At 60.7% G+C, this 22,416-nt stretch carries 21 protein-coding genes and 1 pseudogene; 12 read left to right on the forward strand and 10 right to left on the reverse strand.

Annotated elements, in window-relative coordinates; all coding sequences use genetic code 11:
* Positions 1-112: 112 nt before the first annotated feature.
* Positions 113-2,560, forward strand: coding sequence for an acyl-CoA dehydrogenase (locus tag AC19YS_RS30795; RefSeq protein WP_500603466.1), 2,448 nt, complete (start codon positions 113-115; stop codon positions 2,558-2,560).
* Between the two features lie 75 nt (positions 2,561-2,635).
* The gene (locus AC19YS_RS30800) at positions 2,636-3,043 is read left to right on the forward strand and encodes a PA2817 family protein (protein ID WP_010567536.1); all 408 of its coding nucleotides are present in this window, start codon (positions 2,636-2,638) and stop codon (positions 3,041-3,043) included.
* A 131-nt stretch (positions 3,044-3,174) separates the two neighbouring features.
* On the opposite strand, the gene AC19YS_RS30805 is transcribed toward AC19YS_RS30800, so the two are convergent.
* A complete protein-coding gene (locus AC19YS_RS30805; protein WP_500603467.1) occupies positions 3,175-4,107 on the reverse strand; it encodes a LysR family transcriptional regulator in 933 nt (310 codons plus the stop codon).
* Between the two features lie 89 nt (positions 4,108-4,196).
* Here AC19YS_RS30805 and AC19YS_RS30810 point away from each other — a divergent pair, with 89 nt between their 5' ends.
* Positions 4,197-4,823: an alanyl-tRNA editing protein gene (locus AC19YS_RS30810; protein ID WP_106580705.1), complete on the forward strand. Its 627-nt coding sequence runs from the start codon at positions 4,197-4,199 to the stop codon at positions 4,821-4,823.
* Positions 4,824-5,005: 182 nt separating this feature from the next.
* On the opposite strand, the gene AC19YS_RS30815 is transcribed toward AC19YS_RS30810, so the two are convergent.
* Both AC19YS_RS30815 and AC19YS_RS30820 read right to left on the reverse strand, forming a co-directional pair.
* Positions 5,006-6,580: an alkaline phosphatase D family protein gene (locus tag AC19YS_RS30815; RefSeq protein ID WP_448194827.1), complete on the reverse strand. Its 1,575-nt coding sequence runs from the start codon at positions 6,578-6,580 to the stop codon at positions 5,006-5,008.
* Positions 6,577-7,131 (reverse strand): GNAT family N-acetyltransferase, encoded by a 555-nt coding sequence (locus AC19YS_RS30820; RefSeq protein ID WP_500603470.1) that lies wholly within the window; start codon positions 7,129-7,131, stop codon positions 6,577-6,579. Before AC19YS_RS30820 ends, AC19YS_RS30815 begins: the two co-directional genes overlap by 4 nt.
* Positions 7,132-7,321: 190 nt before the next feature.
* Between AC19YS_RS30820 and AC19YS_RS30825 the strand changes: the two genes are divergently transcribed.
* The 7 genes and pseudogenes from AC19YS_RS30825 to AC19YS_RS30855 all read left to right on the forward strand — a co-directional run bounded on the left by AC19YS_RS30825 (position 7,322) and on the right by AC19YS_RS30855 (position 15,008).
* The gene (locus AC19YS_RS30825; RefSeq protein WP_106580656.1) at positions 7,322-7,729 is read left to right on the forward strand and encodes an ExbD/TolR family protein; all 408 of its coding nucleotides are present in this window, start codon (positions 7,322-7,324) and stop codon (positions 7,727-7,729) included.
* Between the two features lie 2 nt (positions 7,730-7,731).
* A complete protein-coding gene (locus AC19YS_RS30830) occupies positions 7,732-8,466 on the forward strand; it encodes an energy transducer TonB family protein (RefSeq protein WP_200625083.1) in 735 nt (244 codons plus the stop codon).
* 24 nt (positions 8,467-8,490) lie between these two features.
* Positions 8,491-10,776, forward strand: coding sequence for a TonB-dependent receptor (locus AC19YS_RS30835; protein WP_119735548.1), 2,286 nt, complete (start codon positions 8,491-8,493; stop codon positions 10,774-10,776).
* A gap of 17 nt (positions 10,777-10,793) precedes the next feature.
* Positions 10,794-11,441: a MotA/TolQ/ExbB proton channel family protein gene (locus tag AC19YS_RS30840; protein ID WP_106580659.1), complete on the forward strand. Its 648-nt coding sequence runs from the start codon at positions 10,794-10,796 to the stop codon at positions 11,439-11,441.
* Between the two features lie 55 nt (positions 11,442-11,496).
* Positions 11,497-12,714, forward strand: a complete 1,218-nt coding sequence (locus AC19YS_RS30845) for a phospholipase D-like domain-containing protein (RefSeq protein ID WP_500603472.1) — start codon at positions 11,497-11,499, stop codon at positions 12,712-12,714.
* A 143-nt stretch (positions 12,715-12,857) separates the two neighbouring features.
* A pseudogene (locus tag AC19YS_RS30850) lies at positions 12,858-12,993 on the forward strand (phospholipase D-like domain-containing protein); the annotation flags it as partial.
* A gap of 275 nt (positions 12,994-13,268) precedes the next feature.
* Positions 13,269-15,008, forward strand: coding sequence for a dipeptidase (locus AC19YS_RS30855; protein WP_500603473.1), 1,740 nt, complete (start codon positions 13,269-13,271; stop codon positions 15,006-15,008).
* A 72-nt stretch (positions 15,009-15,080) separates the two neighbouring features.
* On the opposite strand, the gene AC19YS_RS30860 is transcribed toward AC19YS_RS30855, so the two are convergent.
* The 4 genes from AC19YS_RS30860 to AC19YS_RS30875 form a co-directional block, all read right to left on the reverse strand.
* Positions 15,081-15,629 (reverse strand): hypothetical protein, encoded by a 549-nt coding sequence (locus AC19YS_RS30860; protein WP_500603474.1) that lies wholly within the window; start codon positions 15,627-15,629, stop codon positions 15,081-15,083.
* Positions 15,630-15,650: 21 nt separating this feature from the next.
* Positions 15,651-15,971, reverse strand: coding sequence for a hypothetical protein (locus AC19YS_RS30865; protein ID WP_234452761.1), 321 nt, complete (start codon positions 15,969-15,971; stop codon positions 15,651-15,653).
* Positions 15,968-16,282, reverse strand: a complete 315-nt coding sequence (locus AC19YS_RS30870; protein WP_500603475.1) for a hypothetical protein — start codon at positions 16,280-16,282, stop codon at positions 15,968-15,970. The genes AC19YS_RS30865 and AC19YS_RS30870 overlap by 4 nt, the downstream gene beginning before the upstream one ends.
* Before the next feature lie 290 nt (positions 16,283-16,572).
* Complete coding sequence (locus AC19YS_RS30875; RefSeq protein ID WP_500603476.1) at positions 16,573-18,234, reverse strand: M24 family metallopeptidase; 1,662 nt, start codon at positions 18,232-18,234, stop codon at positions 16,573-16,575.
* A 78-nt stretch (positions 18,235-18,312) separates the two neighbouring features.
* On the opposite strand from AC19YS_RS30875, the gene pdxR reads away from it, so the two are divergent.
* Complete coding sequence (gene pdxR, locus AC19YS_RS30880) at positions 18,313-19,794, forward strand: MocR-like pyridoxine biosynthesis transcription factor PdxR (RefSeq protein WP_500603477.1); 1,482 nt, start codon at positions 18,313-18,315, stop codon at positions 19,792-19,794.
* A gap of 21 nt (positions 19,795-19,815) precedes the next feature.
* Here pdxR and AC19YS_RS30885 read toward each other — a convergent pair whose 3' ends face one another.
* The 3 genes from AC19YS_RS30885 to AC19YS_RS30895 form a co-directional block, all read right to left on the reverse strand.
* Positions 19,816-20,061, reverse strand: coding sequence for a hypothetical protein (locus AC19YS_RS30885; protein ID WP_106580667.1), 246 nt, complete (start codon positions 20,059-20,061; stop codon positions 19,816-19,818).
* 77 nt (positions 20,062-20,138) lie between these two features.
* Positions 20,139-20,339 carry a hypothetical protein gene (locus tag AC19YS_RS30890; RefSeq protein ID WP_169368594.1) on the reverse strand — a complete coding sequence of 67 codons (201 nt, stop codon included), beginning with the start codon at positions 20,337-20,339 and terminating at the stop codon, positions 20,139-20,141.
* 38 nt (positions 20,340-20,377) lie between these two features.
* On the reverse strand, positions 20,378-21,481 hold the full coding sequence (locus AC19YS_RS30895; RefSeq protein ID WP_500603478.1) for a polyamine ABC transporter substrate-binding protein: 1,104 nt from the start codon (positions 21,479-21,481) through the stop codon (positions 20,378-20,380).
* 138 nt (positions 21,482-21,619) lie between these two features.
* Between AC19YS_RS30895 and AC19YS_RS30900 the strand changes: the two genes are divergently transcribed.
* Positions 21,620-22,411, forward strand: a complete 792-nt coding sequence (locus tag AC19YS_RS30900) for a helix-turn-helix domain-containing protein (RefSeq protein ID WP_106580670.1) — start codon at positions 21,620-21,622, stop codon at positions 22,409-22,411.
* Positions 22,412-22,416: the final 5 nt, after the last annotated feature.

Consider the following 22,416-nt stretch of genomic DNA (forward strand, 5'->3'; position numbering starts at 1 on the left):
GCCTGGTGGTCGGTGCTTCGCGTACAACTCGTTACACCCTGATCACCGCGCTTTTTCGGATGCCGACTAAGCTCCATGGTGGTTTCGCCCCTGGTTTCACGGAGGATTGAATATGCTGTTGTTGTGGATACTGGTTCTGGTGGTCGGGATTGCCTACCTGGCACACCGCCGCACTGCGCCCCTGCCCGCCCTGGGCGTGGTCGCCGTTTACCTGCTGGCGATGGGCGCCTGGAGCCACGCACCGGGTTGGCTGCTGCTGGTCTTCTGGGTGTTGATCGCGGCCGTGGCCCTGCCCTTGCTGCTGCCCGACCTGCGCCGCCAATATTTCACCAAGCCGCTGTTCAGCTGGTTCCAGAAAGTCCTGCCGCCGATGTCCCAGACCGAGCGCGACGCGATTGACGCCGGCACCGTGTGGTGGGATGGCGAACTGTTCAGCGGCCGCCCTGATTGGGACAAGTTGCTGGCCTACCCCAAAGCGCAACTGACCGAAGAAGAACAGGCCTTCATCGACGGCCCCACCGAAGAACTCTGCGCGATGGTCAGCGACTGGGAAATCGGCCAGGCCATGGACCTGCCGCCCGCCGCCTGGGAGCACATCAAGACCCACGGCTTCTTCGCCCTGATCATTCCCAAGGAATACGGCGGCAAGGGCTTCTCCGCCTATGCCCACTCCCAGGTTGCGATGAAACTCGCGACCCGCAGCGGCGACCTGGCGTCCACCGTGATGGTGCCCAACTCCCTCGGCCCGGCCGAGCTGCTGCTGCATTACGGCACTGACGAGCAACGTAACCACTACCTGCCGCGCCTGGCGCGTGGCGATGACATCCCATGCTTTGCGCTGACAGGCCCGCTGGCTGGCTCCGACGCCGGCGCCATGCCCGACACCGGCGTGATCTGCAAAGGTGAATGGGAAGGCAAGGAAACCCTTGGCCTGCGCCTGAACTGGGAGAAACGCTACATCACCCTCGGCCCGGTCGCGACCCTGCTGGGGCTGGCATTCAAGGCGCATGACCCGGACCACCTGCTGGGCGACAAGGAAGACTTGGGCATCAGCCTGGCGCTGATCCCGACCGATACCCCCGGCGTGGAAATCGGCCGTCGTCACTTGCCGCTGGGCGCTGCGTTCATGAACGGCCCCAACTCCGGCAAAGACGTGTTCATCCCCCTGGAGTTCCTCATCGGTGGACAGGAAATGCTCGGCAAGGGCTGGATGATGCTGATGAACTGCCTGTCGGTGGGCCGCTCGATCTCCCTGCCTGCGGTCGGCACCGGTGCGGCCAAGTTCACCAGCCTGGTAACGGGCCAATACGCCCAGGTGCGTGAGCAGTTCAACGTGCCGCTGTCGGCGTTCGAAGGTATCCAGGAAGCCCTGGCGCGCATTGGCGGCAACGCCTGGCTGATGGACAGCGCACGCATCCTCACCGCCAATGCAGTCGACCTGGGGGAGAAACCCTCGGTGCTGTCGGCCATTCTCAAGTACCACCTCACCGAGCGCGGCCGCGAATGCATCAGCCACGCCATGGACGTGCACGGCGGCAAGGGCATCATCATGGGCCCCAACAACTACCTGGGCCGTAACTGGCAGGGCGCACCGATCTTCATCACCGTGGAAGGCGCGAATATTCTTTCGCGCAACCTGATGATCTTCGGCCAGGGCGCGATTCGCTGCCATCCGTTCGTGCTCAAGGAAATGGCCCTGGCGGGCCGCGAAGACCGCGATCAGGCATTGAAGGAATTCGACGGCCTGCTGATGCAACACATCGGCTTTGCCGTGAGCAACGCCGCCAGTACGCTGGTGCTGAACCTGGGCGTAGGTCACTTCGAGAAAGCGCCGGGCAACCGCCTGAGCCAGAGTTACTTCCGCGCACTGAACCGCCAGGCTGCCGCGTTCGCCCTGCTCGCTGACTTGAGCATGATGCTGCTGGGCGGCGAGTTGAAACGTCGCGAACGCCTGTCGGCACGCCTGGGCGATGTGCTGAGCCATATGTACCTGGCGTCGGCGGCGCTCAAGCGTTACCACGACCTGGATTCGCCGGACCATCTGGAACCGCTGTTCGCCTGGGCCATGGAAGAAAGCCTTGGCGAGTCGGAGCGTGCGCTGGATGAGCTGCTGAGCAACTTCCCGAACCGGCTGCTCGGTTGCCTGCTGCGGGTCATTGTGTTCCCGTTCGGGCGCCGCCACACCGGACCGTCCGACGCACTGGACGCCGAGGTGGCCGCGGTGATTGGGCGTGCCAAAGGCGACCCGACCCTCGAAGAGCTGCTGGCGGGCTGCTACCGCCCGCAATCGGCAGAAGACCCGGTCGGCGCCCTGCAACACGCCTACGACCTGCTCGGTGCCAGCCATCCGCTGCAGAAAAAACTCCACGCGGCGCTCAAAAGCGGTCAGGTCAAACCCACCGCTGGCGAACACGTCATCGACGCCGCCCTGCAGGCCGGCGTGCTGCAACCGGGCGAAGCGCAAACCCTGCGCGACGCCGAAGCTGCACGGCGCAAGGTGATCGACGTGGACGATTTCAGCAAGGAAGAGCTGACCCAGGCTGAGGGTAAAGTCCGCTGATACCAGCGGTCATATAAAAACGGGCGCTTGAGCTATATACTCTCGCGCCCGTTTTTGCTTTAGAGGACTTATCTCGTGTCCAACGTCGTTGCCGATCATCTCGTCTTGCTCGACCACTTGCGCAGCATCCTGGTTGCCGTCGGCGAAGCCGAACAGGTGCCCGAGGAAAGCCACACACTATTTCTGGAGCGCTTCGACGAATTGCGCGCCCTGCTGCCGATCGACCCGATCGAGAGCCAGTACCTGGGCCAGGACCTGATGAGCCAAGTCATCCTGCGCTACCCGCAGATCGCCCACCTGGTGCCGCGCGACCTGCTGTGGTTTTTTGGCGGTGATTGCCTGCATTTCATGCCGGATGAAGAACTGGACCTGTACCAGGCCCTGGAAGAGCGGCGCTTCGAGGCCGAACAGAACGACGAACCGTTCGACTGGAACCAGGAAAAGCAGCTGCTGGCCATGCCGCAAGACCAGAGCAAGCACTGATTTTTTCAGACCGCTGCCCCTCTGAATGTGGGAGCGGGCTTGCTCGCGAAGGCTACGGATCAGTCGCTGAAAACGTTGACTGGCACGCCGCCATCGCGGGCAAGCCCGCTCCCACCTTTCTACCGCGTTCCCTACCTTCGACGCAGTGTCGGTTCGCGTGCCATACACGCGACCAGATAATCAATAAACACTCGCAACTTCGGCGGCAGATACCGCGTCGGCGAATGCAGCAACCACGCCTCGCCATGATAAGAGGCAATAAAATCCCACGCCGGCAACACCTGCACCAAACGCCCCTCCTCCAACGCATGCCGCGCAGTGAAGTACGGCAAGCTGCCAATGCCCACATGCTGCAACACCGCGTCCAGCCGGACCCCGGTGTGATTCGCCGCATACCGCCCGCGCACGCCGACCGTCACCGCCTTGGCGCCCTGGCGGAATTTCCAGCGCGAATCGCCTGGGGTTTCACCCAGGTAAATGCAGCTGTGCTCGAGTAAATCATGCGGATGGCCCGGTGTGCCGTGCTCGGCCAGGTACTGCGGCGTCGCGCACAGCAAATGCTCAATGGGCAACAATTGTCGGCCGACCAACCCAGGCGGTGGGCTGTCGGTGATGCGGATACTCAGGTCGACATTGTCATCGATCAAGTCCACGTGGCGGTCTTCAAGAATCAGCTGCACATCGACTTTGGGATAGCGGCGCAAGAACTCCGGCATGTGCGGATGCACCACGAATCGCCCGACCGCCTTGGGCACGCTGACCCGCACCAGCCCTTCGGCTTCATGGGTAAACTGGCCGCTGATTTCCATCACCGAACGCGCCGCGTTGACCATTTCCTGGCAACGCTTGAACACCTCTTCACCCCCCTCGCTCAGGCGCAGTTTGCGCGTAGTGCGTTGCAGCAACCGCGTGGCCAGGGCCTGTTCGAGACGCGAAATACTGCGGCTCACCGCCGAGGGTGAAACGCTCAGTTGCCGCGCGGCTTCAGAGAAGCTGCCGGTTTCCACGACTTTGACGAAAATCGCCATTTCACCCAGCAGGGACAGAGGAAGATTGATGTTCATGACGCACAGGTCCATTGATAATTGAACGGATTATCACCCATCTACGCACTATTTATACTGCCCGTAGAACCCTGATGCGGATGTAGATGATGACCGAGCGCCTGTTTTTTACCCATGACCACCTGACCGCCGAGCTTGAAGTGCTGACCTGTACGCCGCACGAGGACCAGTTTGCCGTCACGCTGCAGTCAACCCTCTTCCACCCGCAGGGCGGCGGGCAACCGTTCGACACCGGCTGGCTCGGCGACAGCCAGGTGGTGCGCGTCACCCAGGAAGCCGATCGCGTCGTGCACTATGTTGACCGCCCCGTGGCGCCCGGCCCGATCACCGCACGGGTCGATGAACAGCGCCGCGCCCTGTACACGCGCCTGCATTCGGCCGGGCATCTGATTGGCAATGCCGGGGAAAGCTTGGGCTGGATGCCGATCAAAGCTCATCACTGGCCGGGCGAATGCAAAATCACCTTTATCCGCGGGCAAGCGGCGCAAGCCGTGGACGCCGAGGCGTTTCAAACCCGAATCGACCAATGGATCGCCGCCGACTACCCGCGCCACATGAGACTGGAAGACGGCACCCGCGAAGTCGGTTTCGGTGCATTGCCGGCCTACGCCTGTGGCGGCACGCACGTGCAAGCGTTGAGCGAGCTGGGCCAGGTGACCATCCTGGCCTTGTCGGAGAAAAAGGGCGCGCTGTCGGTGCGTTACAGCCTCGACTAAAATCCCAGCGACAGGGCCTCCTGTGGCGAGCGGGCTTGCCCCGCGTTGGGGCGCGAAGCGGCCCCCATACAGTCACCGCATTTTTCGGAAAGAGGTAATTGTCAGGTTTTGGGGGCTGCTTCGCAGCCCAACGCGGGGCAAGCCCGCTCGCCACACCCAACCTGCACACACCCCACTGTGCATCAAACCGCAATCGCCCCCGCCCTCCCCGGCTCCACCACAAACGACTTGAGCGTCGACACCGTCGCCGCCGGGTCACGTGGGTCAGTGATCACCCGGAAGTTCGTCAGCATCTTTGACGCCTCAAGCTTCACCGACACATACCCACGCTGGCGACTGTCGAAGAACTTCACGTGCGGATTGAGCGGCAAGATCTGACTGAAGGCGTCAAAGGGCGGGCCGTCGGAGGTCACCGAGCTGCCGACAAATTCGGTTGCGACGATGGGCGAGTCCGGGTTGTTGCCATCGGCATGCAGGTCGGTGGTCCAGAACGAATGGATATCACCGCCCCAGAACACCGGGTTCTTGACCTGATTGCGCGTGATGGACGCCAGCATCCGAGTACGGTTGGCCATGTAGCCGTCCCAGCCATCCGTCCAATGCCCGACCTGATGGCTGGTCAGGTCACGCTGGATCAGCGGCGCCACCAGCAAGTCCTGGGCGATCACATTCCACTGCGCTTTCGACTGGGCAAAACCCTGGTCGAGCCAGGCTTCCTGTTGCCAGCCAAGCATCGTGCGGCCGGGGTCGCGCAGGTCCTTGCAGGTGTTGGCGGCGATATGCCCCTGGTGACTGCCGTTAGCCTGAATACACGGCTGCTCGGAGCGGTATTGGCGGCCATCAAGCACATGAAAACGCGCCAGCCGGCCATAATCGAGGCGCCGGTAAATACGCATGTCCGGCCCTTTCGGCACACTGCTGACACGCAGTGGCATATGTTCGTAAAACGCCTGGTACGCCACCGCCCGTTGCCTTAAAAACTGCTCAACCGGAATCTTCGGGTCCTGTGACCAGCGGTTGGCGTAGTCATTCTGCACCTCATGGTCGTCCCACGTGGCCACGCTGGGTGCTGCCGCGTGCAAAGCCTGCAGGTCCGGGTCGGTTTTATACAGCGCGTAGCGGTTGCGGTAATCACTCAGGCTCACGGCATTGCCGCTGCCGTGCGGGCGGATGATCTTGCCTGAGTCCGCTGCGTACGAGCTGTCGTAGATGTAGTCGCCGAGGAAAAACACCAAGTCGGGTTGCTCCGCCGCCAGGTGGCGATAGGCACTGAAATAACCGCGCTCCCAGTGCGAGCAGGAGACAAACCCCACGGTGGCCGCCGCCATCGCGTGCAGCGGCGGCGCGGTACGTGCCTGGCCCACCGGGCTCTGTGCGCCGAGGCCGTCGAATTGGTACCAGTAAGGCCTGCCAGCCTCCAGCCCCGCCACCTCGACATGCACCGAGTGAGCAAAATGCTGCGTTGCCATCACCTCGCCTTGCTTGACGATACGCGTCATCGCCGCATCACTGGCCACGCGCCAACGCACCGGCACGGCGCGGCTCAACCCGCCGCGCCCGTCCGCAGCATTAAACAGCGGCGCCAAGCGCGTCCAGATCACAAAGCCATCCGGCAACGGGTCGCCGGAGGCCACGCCGAGGGTGAACGGGTAATCCACACCGGCGCTGCGCGCAAACGGGCTGAGGATCGAAAACGCGGTGGCAACCGCCAGCCCGGCGAGCAGCCGGCGCCGATCATGATCCACTGCGCCACTCACAACGCTCGCTCCCAGTCGCTGCGCACGCTGGCGAATGTCAGCAAATCCTCGTACACACCATTCTTGAAAAACGCTTCGCGCAGGCAGCCTTCATAGTGCAGGCCAATTTTCTGCATGACCCGCGCCGACTCCTTGTTGCGACCAAAACACTGGCTGCCGACGCGCTGCAGCCCCAGCGTGGCAAACCCGAAGTCCATCACCGCGTTCGCCGCTTCCGCCGCATACCCCTGGTTGCGAGCGTGCGCCGCCACCCAGCCACCCAAATGCCCGGCGTGATGACGGGCATTCAGACGCAGGCTGACCATGCCGATCAGCTCGCCGGTTGCTCGCACATGCATCCCCAGGTTCAGCACCTCACCCGCACGGTATTTTTCGGCGATCCCGGCAATAAAGTCCTGGGCGGTCTGCAAGGTATAGGGCGACGGAATATTGGCCGTGTTGTCAGCAATTTTCGGCCCATTGGCGAGCCTGTAAAGCACCTCGGCCTGGTCCATTTGCAGCGCGCGCAATAGTAGTCGCGAGGTGGGTAAATGCGGCAATGCAGTGGGCATACGAGCAGGCTCTGGAGATAAATTCTTCAAGAATGTATGGCCTTCATGTCAATTGCATTACGTCATAAAACTGCAAGGCAAATCCCCTGAAAGACGCGTCCTAGAGCCTTCAAAACGTCAATTAAAGTTAACCATTCGGTCATTTTTGGTTGTTAGCGTGTCGCCCCTAATTCAATGACGGGGCAACAGAATGAGAACCTGGGATGAACCCAAGAAACGCAAGGCGCACATCGAGCTGATCCCGATGATCGACGTGATGATGTTCCTCCTGGTGTTTTTCGTACTGGTGAGTTTGAACGTGATTCCGGCACTCGGCATGAAGACTCAACTGCCCAGCGCAAGCAGCGCGCAGCAACTCAAGCCGCAGAACAAATTCATCCTCACGCTGGGCCTGCAAGGCCAGCTGCAACTCGATGGCAAGGACCTCACGGTCGACGCCCTGGTCCCTGCGTTGAAGGCCGCTGAAAAGCCGGATACCAAGTCGACCATCATCGTCAACAGCGACAAAGGCGTGGAAGTTGCGCGCCTGGTGGAAGTCATGGACACCCTGCGCCTGGGTGGCTTTACCTCCGTGTCCATCGCCACGCGTAAGTCCTGATCATGTATGCCCTGTTTCGTGCGCGTCGGCTGCTGGGCAGTGTCCCGGCCCTGATCGCCCTGGTGCTGATTGCACTGGGTATCCAGTCCCAACCCCTGAAAATCCAGCCGCAGTATGACGAGTCGGCGGTTGAACTTGCCCTGGTCGAGCCCGAGCCAGAAGTGGTGCCCGAGCCCGTGGTGGAGCAGGAGCCACCGCCGCCGGTGATCGAGGATGAAGAGGCCGAACCGGCCCCGCCGCCGCCACCGCCCAAACCGTTGCCAAAACCTGAACCCAAACCCAAGCCGGTGCCCAAGCCCAAGCCGGTGGTCGCCGCCAAACCGACGCCAGCGCCAGCGCCAGTGGCGCCGGTTGCCGCCAAGCCGGTACAGGCCGCCGTAGCGCCGACACCTGCGCCACCCGCCCCGCCGGCGCCGCCCAAAGTCGATGGCCAGGCACTGGAAGGCGGCTACCTCAAAGGCCTGCGCAACGAGCTGGATACGTACAAGCAATACCCCACCGGCCGCCAGGCATCTCTCGAACGCCCCAGTGGCGAGGTGGTGGTCTGGTTGATGGTGGACCGACAAGGTCGCGTGCTCGATGCCGGGATCCAGACCCCGGCGCCGAGCATGCTGCTCAATCGGGCCGCCACCAATAGCCTGCGTCGCATCAAGCAGGTCAAGCCGTTCCCCGAACAAGCCTTCGGTGGACGTAACGAGCAACGCTTCACCGCCACCTTCAACTACAGCGTGCAATAAGCACCCGACACCAGGACGACAGTGATGAGGTTCACCCGTATTCATCTGGCACTCGTTGCCGCGACTAGCATGAGCCACGGAGTGGTCATGGCAGATACCAGTGACAGTGACGTCGGGACTATTGGGGTACAGGGGGGCAAGGCAACCGCGGGGGGCGGTTACATGGTCCAGGAAGAGAGCGCCAAGGGTCGCTCGACCGTCACCAAGGAAGCGTTGGACAAGCAAACCGCCACCGGCAACGCCATCGACAAGCTCAAGTACACGCCGGGCCTGAACATTTCCAGCGAGGACAATACCGGTCTGTCGGGCTTTCGCTTCACCATGCGCGGCATGAACTCCGACCAGGTCGGCATGTCGGTCGACGGCATGCCGATCAACGACTCCGGCAACTACGCGCTGTATTCCAACCTGTTGGGCGACCCGGAAAACATCGAGCAGATTTTTGTCACCCAGGGTTCGTCGGAAGCGGATGGCCCGCATATCGGTTCCAGCGGTGGCAACATCGGCATCGTGACCATTCGCCCGACCAAGGAAACCGGGGCCTTCGTTAAACAAGTGGTCGGCAGCAACGCCACACGCAAGACCTTTGCGCGCCTCAACACCGGTGAGGTCAACGGCCTGAGCAACTGGTTGTCGGCGTCCCACACCGAAGGCCAGATGTGGCGTGGCTCGGGCGCCGTGCGGGCGGACAAGGTGGAGTGGAACAGCTTTTTCGACGCTGGCAACGGCAACACCGCCAACCTGATCCTCAAGTACCACGAGCAGGACAACAACAGTTACAGCCAGCTGACCAAGGCGCAGTTCCAGCAGTTCGGCCGCAAATATGACCCGTACCCGGCCAAGCCGGCGCTGGGCGCCAACGGCAAGATCAGCAGCTACTACGACCTCGCGCAGAACCCGTTCCAGACCTTTACCGCCGTGCTCAACACCCAGTACAAGCTGAGCGACAACCTGGCGCTGTCGGTGATCCCGTATTACTACTACGGCAACGGCAGCGGCGTGGGCTCCTCTGCCTATGCGCTCAACAGCGGCTCGAACAAGGGCGGCGTTTTCGACCTCGGCAACCTGCCGACGGCGGCCCAGTACAACGCCGACGGTTCGTCCACCACGGGCGTTTACTACCGCCCTTCGCGCACACAGACCTGGCGCCCGGGCATCACCACCAAACTCAACTGGGACCTGGGCGACCACAGCCTGCAGTTCGGCTACTGGTACGAACGCGCGCGCCAAAGCCAGACCCAGCCGTTCATTGCCCTCAAAAACAGCGGCAAGCCCAGCGACACCTGGCCGGATGGCGACTCGGTGGTCGATGCCAACGGCAACACCGTACAAGGCCGCGACCGCTACACCGTGACGCCTGCGCAAAAAGTCTGGGCCCAGGACACCTGGTACATCAATTCGGACTGGACCCTGATCGCCGGCCTTGCCTACATGAATGTCGAGCGTGAAGGCACCAACCACGGCAGCCTCACCGAGCAACCAGGCAAAGCCGACCAGACCTACAACAAATTGCTGCCCAATGCCGGCCTGAAGTACCAGCTCGACGAGCGTGACCAACTGTTCTACAGCCTGTCGCGCAACATGCGAATTCCGCAGAACTACGTGCTGTATGACAAAGGCGTCGGCTCGCTGGACTCCAAACCGGAACTGAGCTGGAACCAGGAACTGGGCTGGCGCTACACCGGCGAAGACATGACCCTGGCCGCCACCTTGTTCTACATGCAGTTCAAGAACCGCCAGCTCACGTCCCTGGACAGCAACGGGGATTCGGCCGACATCAACGCCGGCACCGTGATCAACAAAGGCCTGGAACTGGAGTGGAGCGGCAAGCTGCCCCACAACTTCAATTACTACACCTCCTACACCTACACCAGCTCCAAGCAGCAGGACGACCTGACCGTCTTCAGCGCCGGCAAACCCATCGTGCTGCCCACCAGTGGCAAGCAGTTCGCCAACGTACCGACCAACATGCTGGCGGCCAACGTCGGCTACGACGACGGGCGTTTCTACGGCACCTTCGGCGGCAAGTTCACCAGCAAGCTTTATGGCGACCTGACCAACGACGAAGCCATCTCGGCGCGCACCATTTTCAACCTCGGCGCCGGTATCTACCTGCCCGTGGATAAAAAAGTCGTCAAGGACGCGACCCTGCGCCTGAACGTCGACAACCTGTTCGACAAGAAGTACCTGGACGGCGTGTACACCACCAAAACCAACGCGGCGAGCTACAGCGGTTTCCGCGATGGCGACCCGGCCTACATCGTTGGCCTGGACCGTACCGTCACTGTTTCTCTGGAAGCGAATTTCTAACTGCGAGGCTATAGATCATGGACATGAACCTGCTTCACGACATCACCTTTTATGTGATGTACGCCGCCATGGCGATTGCGATTTTCATCACCATCGAACGCGGCATTTACTTCGCCTACGTGCGTCGCCAGGCGCGGGCCTTGACCGAGGTGCTGGGCGCCAACGTGCACAGCGAGCGCGACTTGCCGCAAGGCTTGACCCGTCGCGACAGCCTGCCACTGAACATGGTGCTGCCGGTGCTGGCGCAAAAGGCTTCTCAGGGTTCGCGCAAGGACCTGGACGACGAAATCGAAACCCAGTACCTGAAGACCCGCGCGCCGCTGTCGCGCAGCCTGTGGATCATCGAGACCATCACCACCGCCGCGCCGCTGCTCGGCCTGCTGGGCACCATCCTGGGCATCATCGACACCTTCAAGGCGCTGGCCAGTGCCGGCGTGTCCGACCCAGGCCAGATCTCCGGTGGCATCGGGACGGCGTTGTTCGCCACCGGGTTGGGCATCGCCATCGCGCTGTTCTGCGTGGTGTTCCACAACTTCTTTCAGGACAGCCTGGAGCGCATCAACGACCAGCTGAAAATCCTGCTGATTCGTGCTGCCACCGGTGCCCGCGTGCAGAGTGAAGTGCCGCACCTGGTGCCGACGCCGTTGCACAGCCGCACGGCGTGACCCTCCCACGGCGGGCGCAACCTGCGCCCGCCGTTTTTTGCCCGATGAGACGCCTATGTCCCTTTCGATGAAGTTGCGTATTGCCGGCCTCACCGGCTTGCTCCTCAGTCCGCTGGCCCAGGCGGACTTTTCAATTCCAGGCTTTGAACTGGTGCACACCGTGCCGGTGGATACCACGCTGGGCACGGCCGATTTGCGCCAGCCGGGGCCGGTGTGGATCGCCTTGTTTGATGGCGCAAAAAACAGCATTGATATCGGCCAGTTCTACGCCGCCGACCATCCTGGCTCGGTGATGGACACGGTGATTGAGCATCTGGAAGCTGCCGGCAAACGTGGTGTGAAGATTCGCTTTTTGCTTGAGGAAAAAGGCATTCGGCTGTCGGAGGCTTCTACCCTGGAACGCCTGCGCGCGATTCCCAACCTGACCTTCCGTGTGCTGGCCTATGGGCAGTTGAGCGGCGGGATTATCCACGCCAAGTACATGGTGGTGGACGGCAAGCAGGCGTTTGTCGGCAGCCAGAACTTCGATTGGCGTTCGCTGGAACATATCCACGAGACCGGTTTGCGCATCAGCGATGCCACCGTGGTCAGCCAGGTGCAGGCGATCTTCAATCAGGACTGGCAGGCCCAGGCCGCGCTTGCAGATAAGCAACCCGTGCCGCTGCCGGCTGCGGGCCAGGAGCCGGCACGCACCGGTAACTATCTGGTGGCCAGCCCGCAACGCTACAACCCGCCCGGCGTAGGCGATTCACAGCTGGAACTGCCGCGCCTGTTGAGCGAGGCCAGGAAAGAAGTGCGCGTGCAACTGCTCGACTACGCGCCGCTGTCCTACGGGCCGGACCGAACCCGGCCGTACTACGCGGTGATCGACAACGCCGTGCGCGCCGCCGCCGCGCGTGGGGTGTCGATCAAGCTGATGGTGTCCAACTGGAACACCGACTCGCTGGAACTGCCCTACCTCAAAAGCCTCGCCGTGCTGCCGAACGTAGAGGTCAAAATCGTCACGCTGCCGCAGGCCAAGCAGGGGTTTATCCCTTACGCGCGGGTGATCCACAGCAAGACCATGGAAATTGACGGGCAAGTAGCATGGGTCGGCACCAGCAACTGGCTGGGCGGGTACCTGGATAACTCGCGCAACCTGGAAGTGGTGATGCATGACGCAGCGATGGCCAAGCGGGTGGGCGAGCTGCATGCGCAATTGTGGGAGGGACCGTATGCCAAAGCGCTGGATGTAGCGGCGCAGTACCCGGACCCGCATCCTGGCAAGCCGTGAGCTGAACTCGGTTCCTCCTACGCAAAAAAGCAAAGTGGAAGCGGGCTTGCCCGCGATAGCGGAGTGTCAGCCAACCTAGGCGCTGACTGACACACCGCCTTCGCGGGCAAGCCCGCTCCCACCGTTGATGCTTGGTGGCTCAAATGGAAGTGGTGATGCATGACGCGGCGATGGCCAAGCGGGTGGGCGAGCTGCATGCGCAATTGTGGGATGGGCCGTATGCCAAAAGCGCTGGATGTAGCGGCGCAGTACCCGGACCCGTACCCTGGCAAGCCGTGAGCTGAACTCGATTCTCCCTACGCAAAAAAGCAAAGTGGGAGCGGGCTTGCCCGCGATAGCGGAGTGTCAGCTAACGTAGGCGCTGACTGACACACCGCCTTCGCGGGCAAGCCCGCTCCCACCGTTGATGCTTGGTGGCTCAAATACGGAGGTAGGACATTTCCCTCATCCGGGTCTCCCCTACCACTCCTTCGTGATGGTAGTGTGTGAAATTGTTTCTGACATTTCGATCAGAAATTTTCCCACTCCTCTTTTGCAAAGGAATGCCTCTAGTCATGCATTTTCCACTGAAAAAACTGGTGGCTGCCACCCTGTTCGCGGCCAGCTTTTCGGCCATTGCCACCCCTGCATTCGCCAACATCAGCGCCGAACAAAGCGCGACCATTATCAAACATTTCAGTGAAACCCCAGCCAGCGATTTCCGGGGTTTCCTCGGCACTCTCGCCAAGAGCGACCTGGCGAAAACCGATGACGTCGGCCCGGCCATCGACGCCTTCCTGGCCAACAAAACCCTGACCGCCGACCAGCAGAACGAAATCAACCGCCTGCTGGGTATTTACACCCGCGTTAAATACGGCAAAGCCGCGCTCGAAACCCTGCGCGAGCTGGTGGAAATTCCGACCTTCAACGTCGACGGCCTGCCGCAGTACAAGAACCCGGAATTCCTCAAGATCGCCGACAAGATCCAGAGCCTGGCCAAAGCCTTCAACCTGAACTTCCGCAACATCGACAACCGCGTGTACGAAATTTCGTTGGAAGGCAGCGGCGATGAAGTCGTCGGCATTCACGCGCACGCCGACGTGGTGCCGGTGACGCCGGAAAACTGGGTGCTCAAGGACGGCACCAAGCTCGACCCGTTCAAGGTCACGCTGATTGGCGATCGCATGTATGGCCGCGGCACCGAGGATGACAAAAACGGCATCGTGGTAGCCCTGTATGCCATGAAGGTGGTCAAGGAAGAGAAGCTGCCGCTGGCGCGCAACTTCAAACTGTTGGTGGACACCACTGAAGAAACCATGGGCGACGCGATCCCCTATTACTTCGAACACAACCCGGTGCCGCAATACAACCTGGCGCTGGATGGCGGCTACCCGGTCGTGATTGCCGAGAAAGGCTACGGCACCGTCATGGCGAGCTTCCCGGTGCGCAAAGGCACTGGCAAAGGCGCAGAAATTATCTCGATGACCGGCGGCATGGCCACCAACCAGATTCCGTCGGTCTCGGTCGCCACCCTGCTCAGCGACAAGCCTGCTGAACTGGCCGCCAGCCTGCAGAAAGCCGGCGCTGACTACGTCAAGCAAAACGGTGGCAATTTCGACGTAACAGCCAAGGTGGTCGGCAAAGAGGTCAAGTTGACGCTCACCGGTGTGTCGGCTCACTCCTCCGAGCCGGAAGCGGGCGTCAACCCGGTCGCACGCATGCTGGAACTGATCCACAGCATTGACGGCAAAATCGCGCTGAAGCACAACCACATCACCGACGCTGCACACTATGCAGCTGACAACTGGGGCCTGGATTACCTGGGCGGCAAGTTGGGTGTGGGCTTCTCCGATGCGTTCATGGGACCACTGACCACCTCGCTGACGTTTGTCGGCCAGGATGACAAAGCCTTCAAGCTGGCGGTGAACCTGCGCATCCCCAAAGGCAAATCGCCGGAGGTGCTCAAAACTGAAATCGAAGAGAAAATCAGCGCCTGGGACACGCACACCAAAGTGGCGATGAACGTCACCTACTCGGTGGCCGAGCCGATGTACCGCAACCCTGAAGGTGAGTGGGTCAAAGCCCTGCTGGCCGTGGCCAGCGAAAACCTCGGCATGGAGCACACGTTCGGCACCTCGGCCGGCGCGACTTCCGTGCATGATCTGCCCAATGGCGTGCAATTCGGCCTGGCGAAGCCGGACGTGAAGTACACCGGGCACACCGACGGTGAGTTCAAGACCGTCGAGCAGTTCTTGCTGGACCTGCAGATCGTCACGGAAATGATGGGCCGTGTGGGGCAACTGCCGAAGCTCTGATAAGCCAAGGTAAACACCACAACGCCGATCAAGATTGATCGGCGTTGTGGTTAAACAGGCCTGGCTCGCGACCTAAAACATATCCATCGCATTGCACAGCTTGGCCTTCTCTACCGGCACGTTCTGCGGTTTCCCCGTCGGGTTCAGGCGCTGCAGCGCAATCAGGCACTGGCCACCGTCCAGCAGGATCAGTTCGTAGTCTTGCCCGGCCTTGGGGGTGAAGTGAAAGCTCTGCCTGCAGCTGTAGGCATTGCCGCCAGAAACATAGCCCTCACTCTGGAAGTTCATGGCAAAGGGCTTGTTCGCCGGCACCTTCAGTTCGCTACGCGCCGAGCCTTGCGCCTCCACCCGGCGGTTGCTCTCGGGCATGCCCAGGCTGCGGCCATTATTCTGACCCGCAAAGCCGGATTCGGACACGGCCATCACCCCGGCGCCAGGCACACGCCAGTCGATGCAGTCACGGCCCGGCACACCGCGCGCCATGCCATTGGTGATCACGCGCAAGCGTGCGGTATCCCCCGATGTGGGTTCAACATAGGGCGTGTTGTAAGCGCGGATATTGGAAATATTGCCGCAGCCACTCACGACCACGGCCAGGCCTGCTATCAAAAACGCTCTCATGGAAATCCTTTTTTTTGAGGCTTAACGGCAGTGATAAGGGCTTTCGCTGCGCAGTTCCTCGCCGGTCCGGGCATCGCGAATGATGACCGTCGCCCCCGGCGCATTGAGGCAGAACGCATTGCGTATGGGGTAAATGTTATGGCCCTCGGCGGTGAAGGTGCCGAGCCTGGTTATCTGGGCGCCGGAGGCGTCGTGAGCCGTGACAGTGTATTCACCCGACATGGTCAGGCAGCCGCTCAGCGACAGCAGCAAGGTGGCGCAGATGGCATATTTCACAGGTGATGTCCCTATCGCGTTGAATGCCGAGCCCTTAAAAACAGAGCGTTGTTTTTGTGGTTTCATTGCGCCGACTCACAGGCCCTCAACGGCTCCTTGGGGTGCAATGCACAGAGGTCGAAACCGTCACGCCGCGTGTAGCCAGCACGCTTCATACACACAAAGCGCTGCGCCCGCTCCTGGAAGCTCGCATTGGGATCGATGCCGGAACCATTCTTTTCACCACACGCCAACATGGACGCAACCACATCCTGGTGGCTGGCGCCGGGTTTCTCCCATAAGTCGGCATCGGCCGTGGGGGGCTGGAATGGCTGGCTAAAGCAAGCAGTGACAAAAGGTGCAATCAACACACCTAACGCCAGGTGTTTAAGCCACATGATCAATCTCCTTATTTACGCGCAATCACCGGCACCCGCACGGGTCGACCCTTGGGCCATTAAGGTGTGCAGGACTGCCGGCGATAGATGTAACAGCTGTGCGTCGTCGTTATGGACCTCATCCTCGAGGACCAGGTTCGCCCGTTCGACAGGGCTGGTGAAACATCCTACAAAATACTGATTACTTTACCGGCCATCCGCTGTTTTTTAGCAGCGCCCGCTCCAGCTCAGGCCGTTGCGGCCAGCACCGGCAGTTGCAACCCGCGCAGCGGCGGGCTGCGGTTAACCCTTCAAACCTCAAGCATCAGGATATCTTCAAAGAAACCGCCGACCGGCTCGGTGGGGTGGCAGAGCTGGATCTCCAGCACCCACACCATTTCACTCGGCGTGATCTCAAGCGCAGCCAATTCCTGGTTGCCGAACAAGGCGTGGGGGAAATCCGCAATACGGTGGCCGGCCAGGTTGCGCGACAACCGCCAGCCCTTGGCAACGGCCCGTTCCTCGGCAAAGTCATAGAGCTCACAGCCGGTCAGGCCGCGCATCCAGGCCTCGCGGGTTTCATCGAACACTTCATGCAAGACCTTGAAGCAATCGCGGTGCAGCGCTGACTCGCCGAAGACGAAGGTGTCGCCATAGTCGCCCTCGTAGCCGTCCCACACCGGGCCGAGGTCGACCACCACAATATCGGTGGCACGCAGCGTGCGCAGTGGGTCAATGCCTTCCCTGGGCGGGCGAACCGTGTCGTCGCCAAAACGAATGTAAGTCGGGTGCCAGGTGTGCGAGGCGCCCATGGCCTGCAATTGCGCGGCGGCCATGTCGAGGGCTTGCCCGGTGGTCATGCCGACTGTGAGCTGGCTGGCAATCGCCGCCAGGGCGCGGATGGTTTTTTCACGCGCGGCGAGCATGCCGTCCAGCGAGTACCGCGGGCCGACCTTTTCCCAGGTTTGATCCAGTCCATTGAGCAGCGTGTCGGCGCTCGACCGGCCACTGGGTACAAACGCTTCGGCGACAAAACGATGGCTCGGCAAACCCGCTTCGAGGCAATCGGCACGCGCCTGGCTGATCATGCCGCCGTTACCGCAGGCATACACCTGAGCCGACGCCCAACGGTGCCCATGACTCAGCGCCACTTCCTGCACCCTGCCCTGCGCTGCCAATACCGGGTGCCAGTGAAAACGCGGGTGGTCGATGACCGCCTGGTCCAGAAATACGCGGTCGTAAAAGTCTGCCGCCTGCGCGCCGCCCCAGTAAAACGTCACCTCCACATCCTGCTTCAACGCGCTCAGCAGGATCGGCTTGATACCCGCGTAGCCGGTGCCTGTGGCGAACAGCACCACAGGCGCATCGTCATCGTCCTGCCAGGTGCAGGCACCAAAAGGCCCCTCCAGCGTCAACAGATCGCCAGCCTCAAGGCTGTCCAGGAGGGTCTCGGAAAAAAGCCCGCCGCGCACCCGACGAATCTGAAACACCAGGCGCCCATCGCCGTCGGCCGGCAGGTTGGCGATCGAGAAACAGCGCGAGTCGCCATCGACCAGGCGGAACTTGAGGTACTGGCCCGGCCTTACGGCCAGCGGCGTGTCCGGCATCACCACCAACTCAATGATGTCGGGGCTGAGGTCACGCTTGCTCAGCACCGTCGCCTCGACCACCAGCGCGGGGGTGTCCAGCGACCACCCGGGAATCTCCAGGCGCATGTCGGCGCAGGCGTGGCTTTGACACAAGAGCATTTCATTCGCTGCCAGCGGGTAGCACGGCGCGGGCGCGCCGGGCGCCAGCTGCTTGGCGCGGTAGTGGCCTTGCTTGACCACCACCTTGCACGAACCACACGCCCCGCGCCGGCACGAGAACGGCACAGACAGGCCGCTGGCGAGCATCGCGTCGAGCAACAGCTCATCGCCGGCTTCAAAGGTTTTCCCCGAGGGGGCGAGTTCGATGACATGGCGTGTGTTCATAACAACCTCAGGGGTGAGTGAGGCTTGATTGTTGCGCTAGACTAGGCCCATTAAAACCTCCAGTTTTGGATACTTAAGATGGTCCAGATGCGTAAATGGCGCCCGCTGCTCAAGCTCGATGAGAGCACCACCCAGGCGTCCTATCGCAAGATTGCCGAAGGCCTGGTGCAGGCCATCCTCGAAGGACGGCTGCCGCCCGGCACGCTGCTGCCGGGCACACGGGAAATGGCGCAGATGCTCGACGTCAACCGCAAGACGGTGATCCTGGCTTACGAGGAAGCGTCGACCAAAGGCTGGCTGATCAGCGAGCCGCGCCGGGGCACGTTCGTCAATGCGCAATTGGCGCCAACGCCCGCGTCCAACCGCGCGCAGCACTCTTTTGCCCCGGCAGTGCTAGCGCAGCCAGTGGTGCCGTATTTCGAGCAGAATGCGCAAGTCATCGCCCTGCAGCATCGGCATGACGCGCTGTTTTTCGATAACGGTGCCTGCGACCACCGCTTGCTGCCCCAGGCCGTTTTACACCGCTATTACCGCAATGCCCTGCGCAGCAGTTTTGCGTCCAACTCGGTGCGCTACGGCAGCGAGGGCACCGGCTATGAATTGCGTTGCGCGCTGGCAGAGATGCTGCGCAACAATCGCGGGCTGGCAGTCAGCGCCGAGAATATCTGCCTCACGCCCGGCACTCAGGTGTCGCTGTACCTGACGGCCAGCCTGCTGATCAAACCCGGTGATGTGGTGTTGGTGGAGCGTCTGAGTTACCCGCCGGCGTGGGAAATTTTCCGCAAGCTCGGCGCACATTTGATCACCGTCGACATGGACGATGAAGGCTGTCGCACGGACCACATCGAGCAGTTATGCCACGCACATGATGTAAGGATGATTTACCTTACGCCGCACCACCAGTTTCCCACCACGGTGAGCCTGCATGCGGCCCGTCGGCAACACCTGCTGGCGTTGGCGGCGCAGCACAATTTCTGCGTGATCGAAGAAGACTACGACCACGAATATCACTTCAACGGACGCCCCTATCTGCCGCTGGCCAGTGATGGCGCGCAACGCCATGTGATCTACATCGGCTCGCTATCCAAGGCGTTGGGGTCGACGTTTCGTTGCAGTTATGTGGTGGCTCCCGCCAGCGTGATTGAGGTGCTGCAGAACAGCGCGGCACTGGTGGTAGGCGACACCGACGCGGTTGCACAAAAAATGCTCGCGGACCTGATCAATCAGGGGGAATTGAAGAAGCACCTGCGCCGTGTTTCGAAAGAATACGTGGCGCGTCGAGAGGTGCTGCAGAGCTGTTTGCACAGCGCATTTGGCGATCGAATCCAGGTGCGTGAGCCAGAAGGCGGCCTGGCCCTCTGGGTTCGCTTCCAGGATGAAACCGACGTCGATCAGTTGCTCGCCACAGCCCGGGGCCAGGGCGTGGTGGTGCGCAGTGCGCGTCAGTTTTCACCGCTGAATGTGCCGGAAAATGCCCTGCGCCTGGGGTTTGCCTCGCTTGATCGGGATGAGCTCCGGGAAGCGACACTGCGGTTGGCGCGGGTGATGAGCAAGCGTTGATCACGCATGCATCGACACGCGTTAGAGCGCGCCTTGGCCGCTGTTTTGAAGCCGGGCAAGGTCGGGAAACTCGAGCAACAGCGCCCGATTGCCGCGACCGATATGCTCCATCACCGCCAGCGTGATGAACTCGCGCACCATCCCGCTCGAGACGTAATACATCGCCCAGGCTTGTTCGGGCGTGCAGTGGCCGATCTGTTCTTCGATGTCCTTGTAAGCCTGGTATTCGTCCGGCTTCAAAACGTATGGGTTAGCCGCTTGGCGCATGATTTTTCTCCTCCCTGAAAACGCTGCGACAGCCCCTTGGTCTGCCGACGGCTAACGCTGGGACGCTATGGCCCCGTTCATACGCCGGCGCTGATCGACTTTCGTCGAGCGACTCCCCCATCATGCGTATGGAGCAATGCCTTGATGCGGTTCAGCAGTTGTTTTTCATTACCCAGTGACGTGAGGCCGTGGGTGCTTTGCGCCTCATAGGCCTCGACCATCTTTATCAGCGTCACTAATTGATGAGTGTCGGCTTTGGTTTCTTTGCAAATAGCCATGTAAGCCCTCTGCCAATAAAGATGAATGCCACGCAGGGTTATGTACCGCTCTTGACCTTGGTCCACACGCGCGTGCGGATTCGCTCCAACTTCAACGGTAGTGGTTCAAGCGGAACAAGTGTGGCAACCGTATGCTTGTCAGGATAAATCCAAGGGTTGTCGCGCAGCTTCTGCTCGACGAACTCGGTGGCGTCCTTGTTAGCGTTCGGGTAAAGCGTGTGGTTCGAGCTCTTGGCAATCACTTGCGGTTCAAGCATGTAATTGATAAACGCCAGACCTTCCTTGGCATGGGGCGCATCTTTGAGCAGCACAAAGTTTTCCGACCACACCAACCCGCCCTCACGAGGCAGGCTGTAGGCAATTTTGCGCCCGGTGTTGTTTTTCTCATTGATGGCCTGCGCCGTCAGCGCCCCACTCGCCCAGCCCACGACCACACAAATATTGCCATCGGCAAAGTCGGCGTCGGTTCTGGAGGAGTCGAAGTAGAGAATATAGGGACGGATTTTCAACAGCAGCGCCTGAGCCTTCTGGTAATCCTCAGGGTTCTGGCTGTTGCTCGGCAGGCCGAGGTAATGCAACGCGATCGAAATGACCTCGCTGGGCGAGTCGAGCATCGCCACGCCGCAGGACTTGAGCTTGCTGATGTTTTCTTCTTTAAAGATCAGGTCCCAGCTGTCCACCGGGGCGTTGTCACCCAACGCGGCTTTGACTTTATCAACGTCATAGCCAATCCCGGTGGTGCCCCACAGGTAAGGCACCGCGTAGCGGTTGCCCGGATCATTCACCGAAAGCAGCGCCAACATCTCTGGGTCGATATGGGAGAAGTTGCTCAGTTGGTCGCGGTCCAGCGGTGCAAGCACGCCCGCCTTGATCAGGCTTGGCAGGACATTGGAGGTGGCGACAACCACGTCATAGCCCGTGCGCCCGGCCATGACCTTGCTCTGCATGATCTCGGCGCTGTCGAAGGCATCCACGTGCATGCGCGCGCCGGTTTTTTGCTCGAATTCCTTGGGCGTCTCTGGCGCGATCAAGCCGAACCAGTTGTACAGATTCACCTGAGGTTGCGCCGCCGCAGCAGGCGCGCTGATACCTACATAGACAAGCGAGGCCAAAAAAATGGCTCGCAAATGTGATTGACTCATATAACTATCCTTGTCAAAACGACAGGCCTTCATGGCCTGCATCCGCTGGGAGGTGAATATACCCGGCGTCGTCTAATAGTAAATACCTACAAGTACTTAGCTCGCGCCTATGAACGCCTAACCCTAAAGGGGTAGAACATGTCACTCGACCTTCATAACCTGGCCTGGCACCGATCGGCCGGCAAGCTGATCATGGAGCTCAATCGCCCGGCTTTCTGGAGTTCGCTGGTTCGCGTGTTGAATGAATATGTGCAGATCGACAACTGGGTTGTCCTGGTTTTCAGCGATCAACAAGTCAACGTCATCAGCTTTACTGAAGTGGCCGATGCCGAGGAGGTGGATGCCCTGACTCAGCGCTACCTCAAAGGGCTGTACCTGCTGGACCCGTTCTACATTGCCAACCGGGAAAACCCGCAGAGTGGCTTTTTTCACTTGTCAGACATAGCGCCCGAGCACTTTCTGACCACCGAGTATTACCGTCAGTATTTCGCCCAGTACGTCTCGGTGGATGAGGTGCAGTACAACGTTCAGCTCGATGAGGACAGGACGTTGTGTATTTCATTCGGCAGTAACGTGCGCTACAGCCCGGAACAGATCACCACACTGGATATCATCAAGCCTTGGGTTTTGGCATTGATGCACCAGCGTATGTGCTTTGAGATCGACGTTGAAAAAAACCTCAATGAGACACCGCCCTGGTCGCAGGCAATTGTTCAACTGGGCAGCCAGATCACAACGCGTGAAAAGGACGTGCTCAAGTTGCTGTTGAGCGGGTTCTCCAACAAAGAAATCGCCGGCAAACTGTCCCTGTCGACAGAAACGGTGAAAGTGCACCGGCGCAATATTTACACCAAGCTGAACATCAAGTCCCAGTCCGAACTCTTTGCGCGTTTCTTCATGCCAAAACAGGACGTCTACGCGGTGAACTGAAGGCG

The organism is Pseudomonas sp. MF08831 (assembly GCF_059862645.1).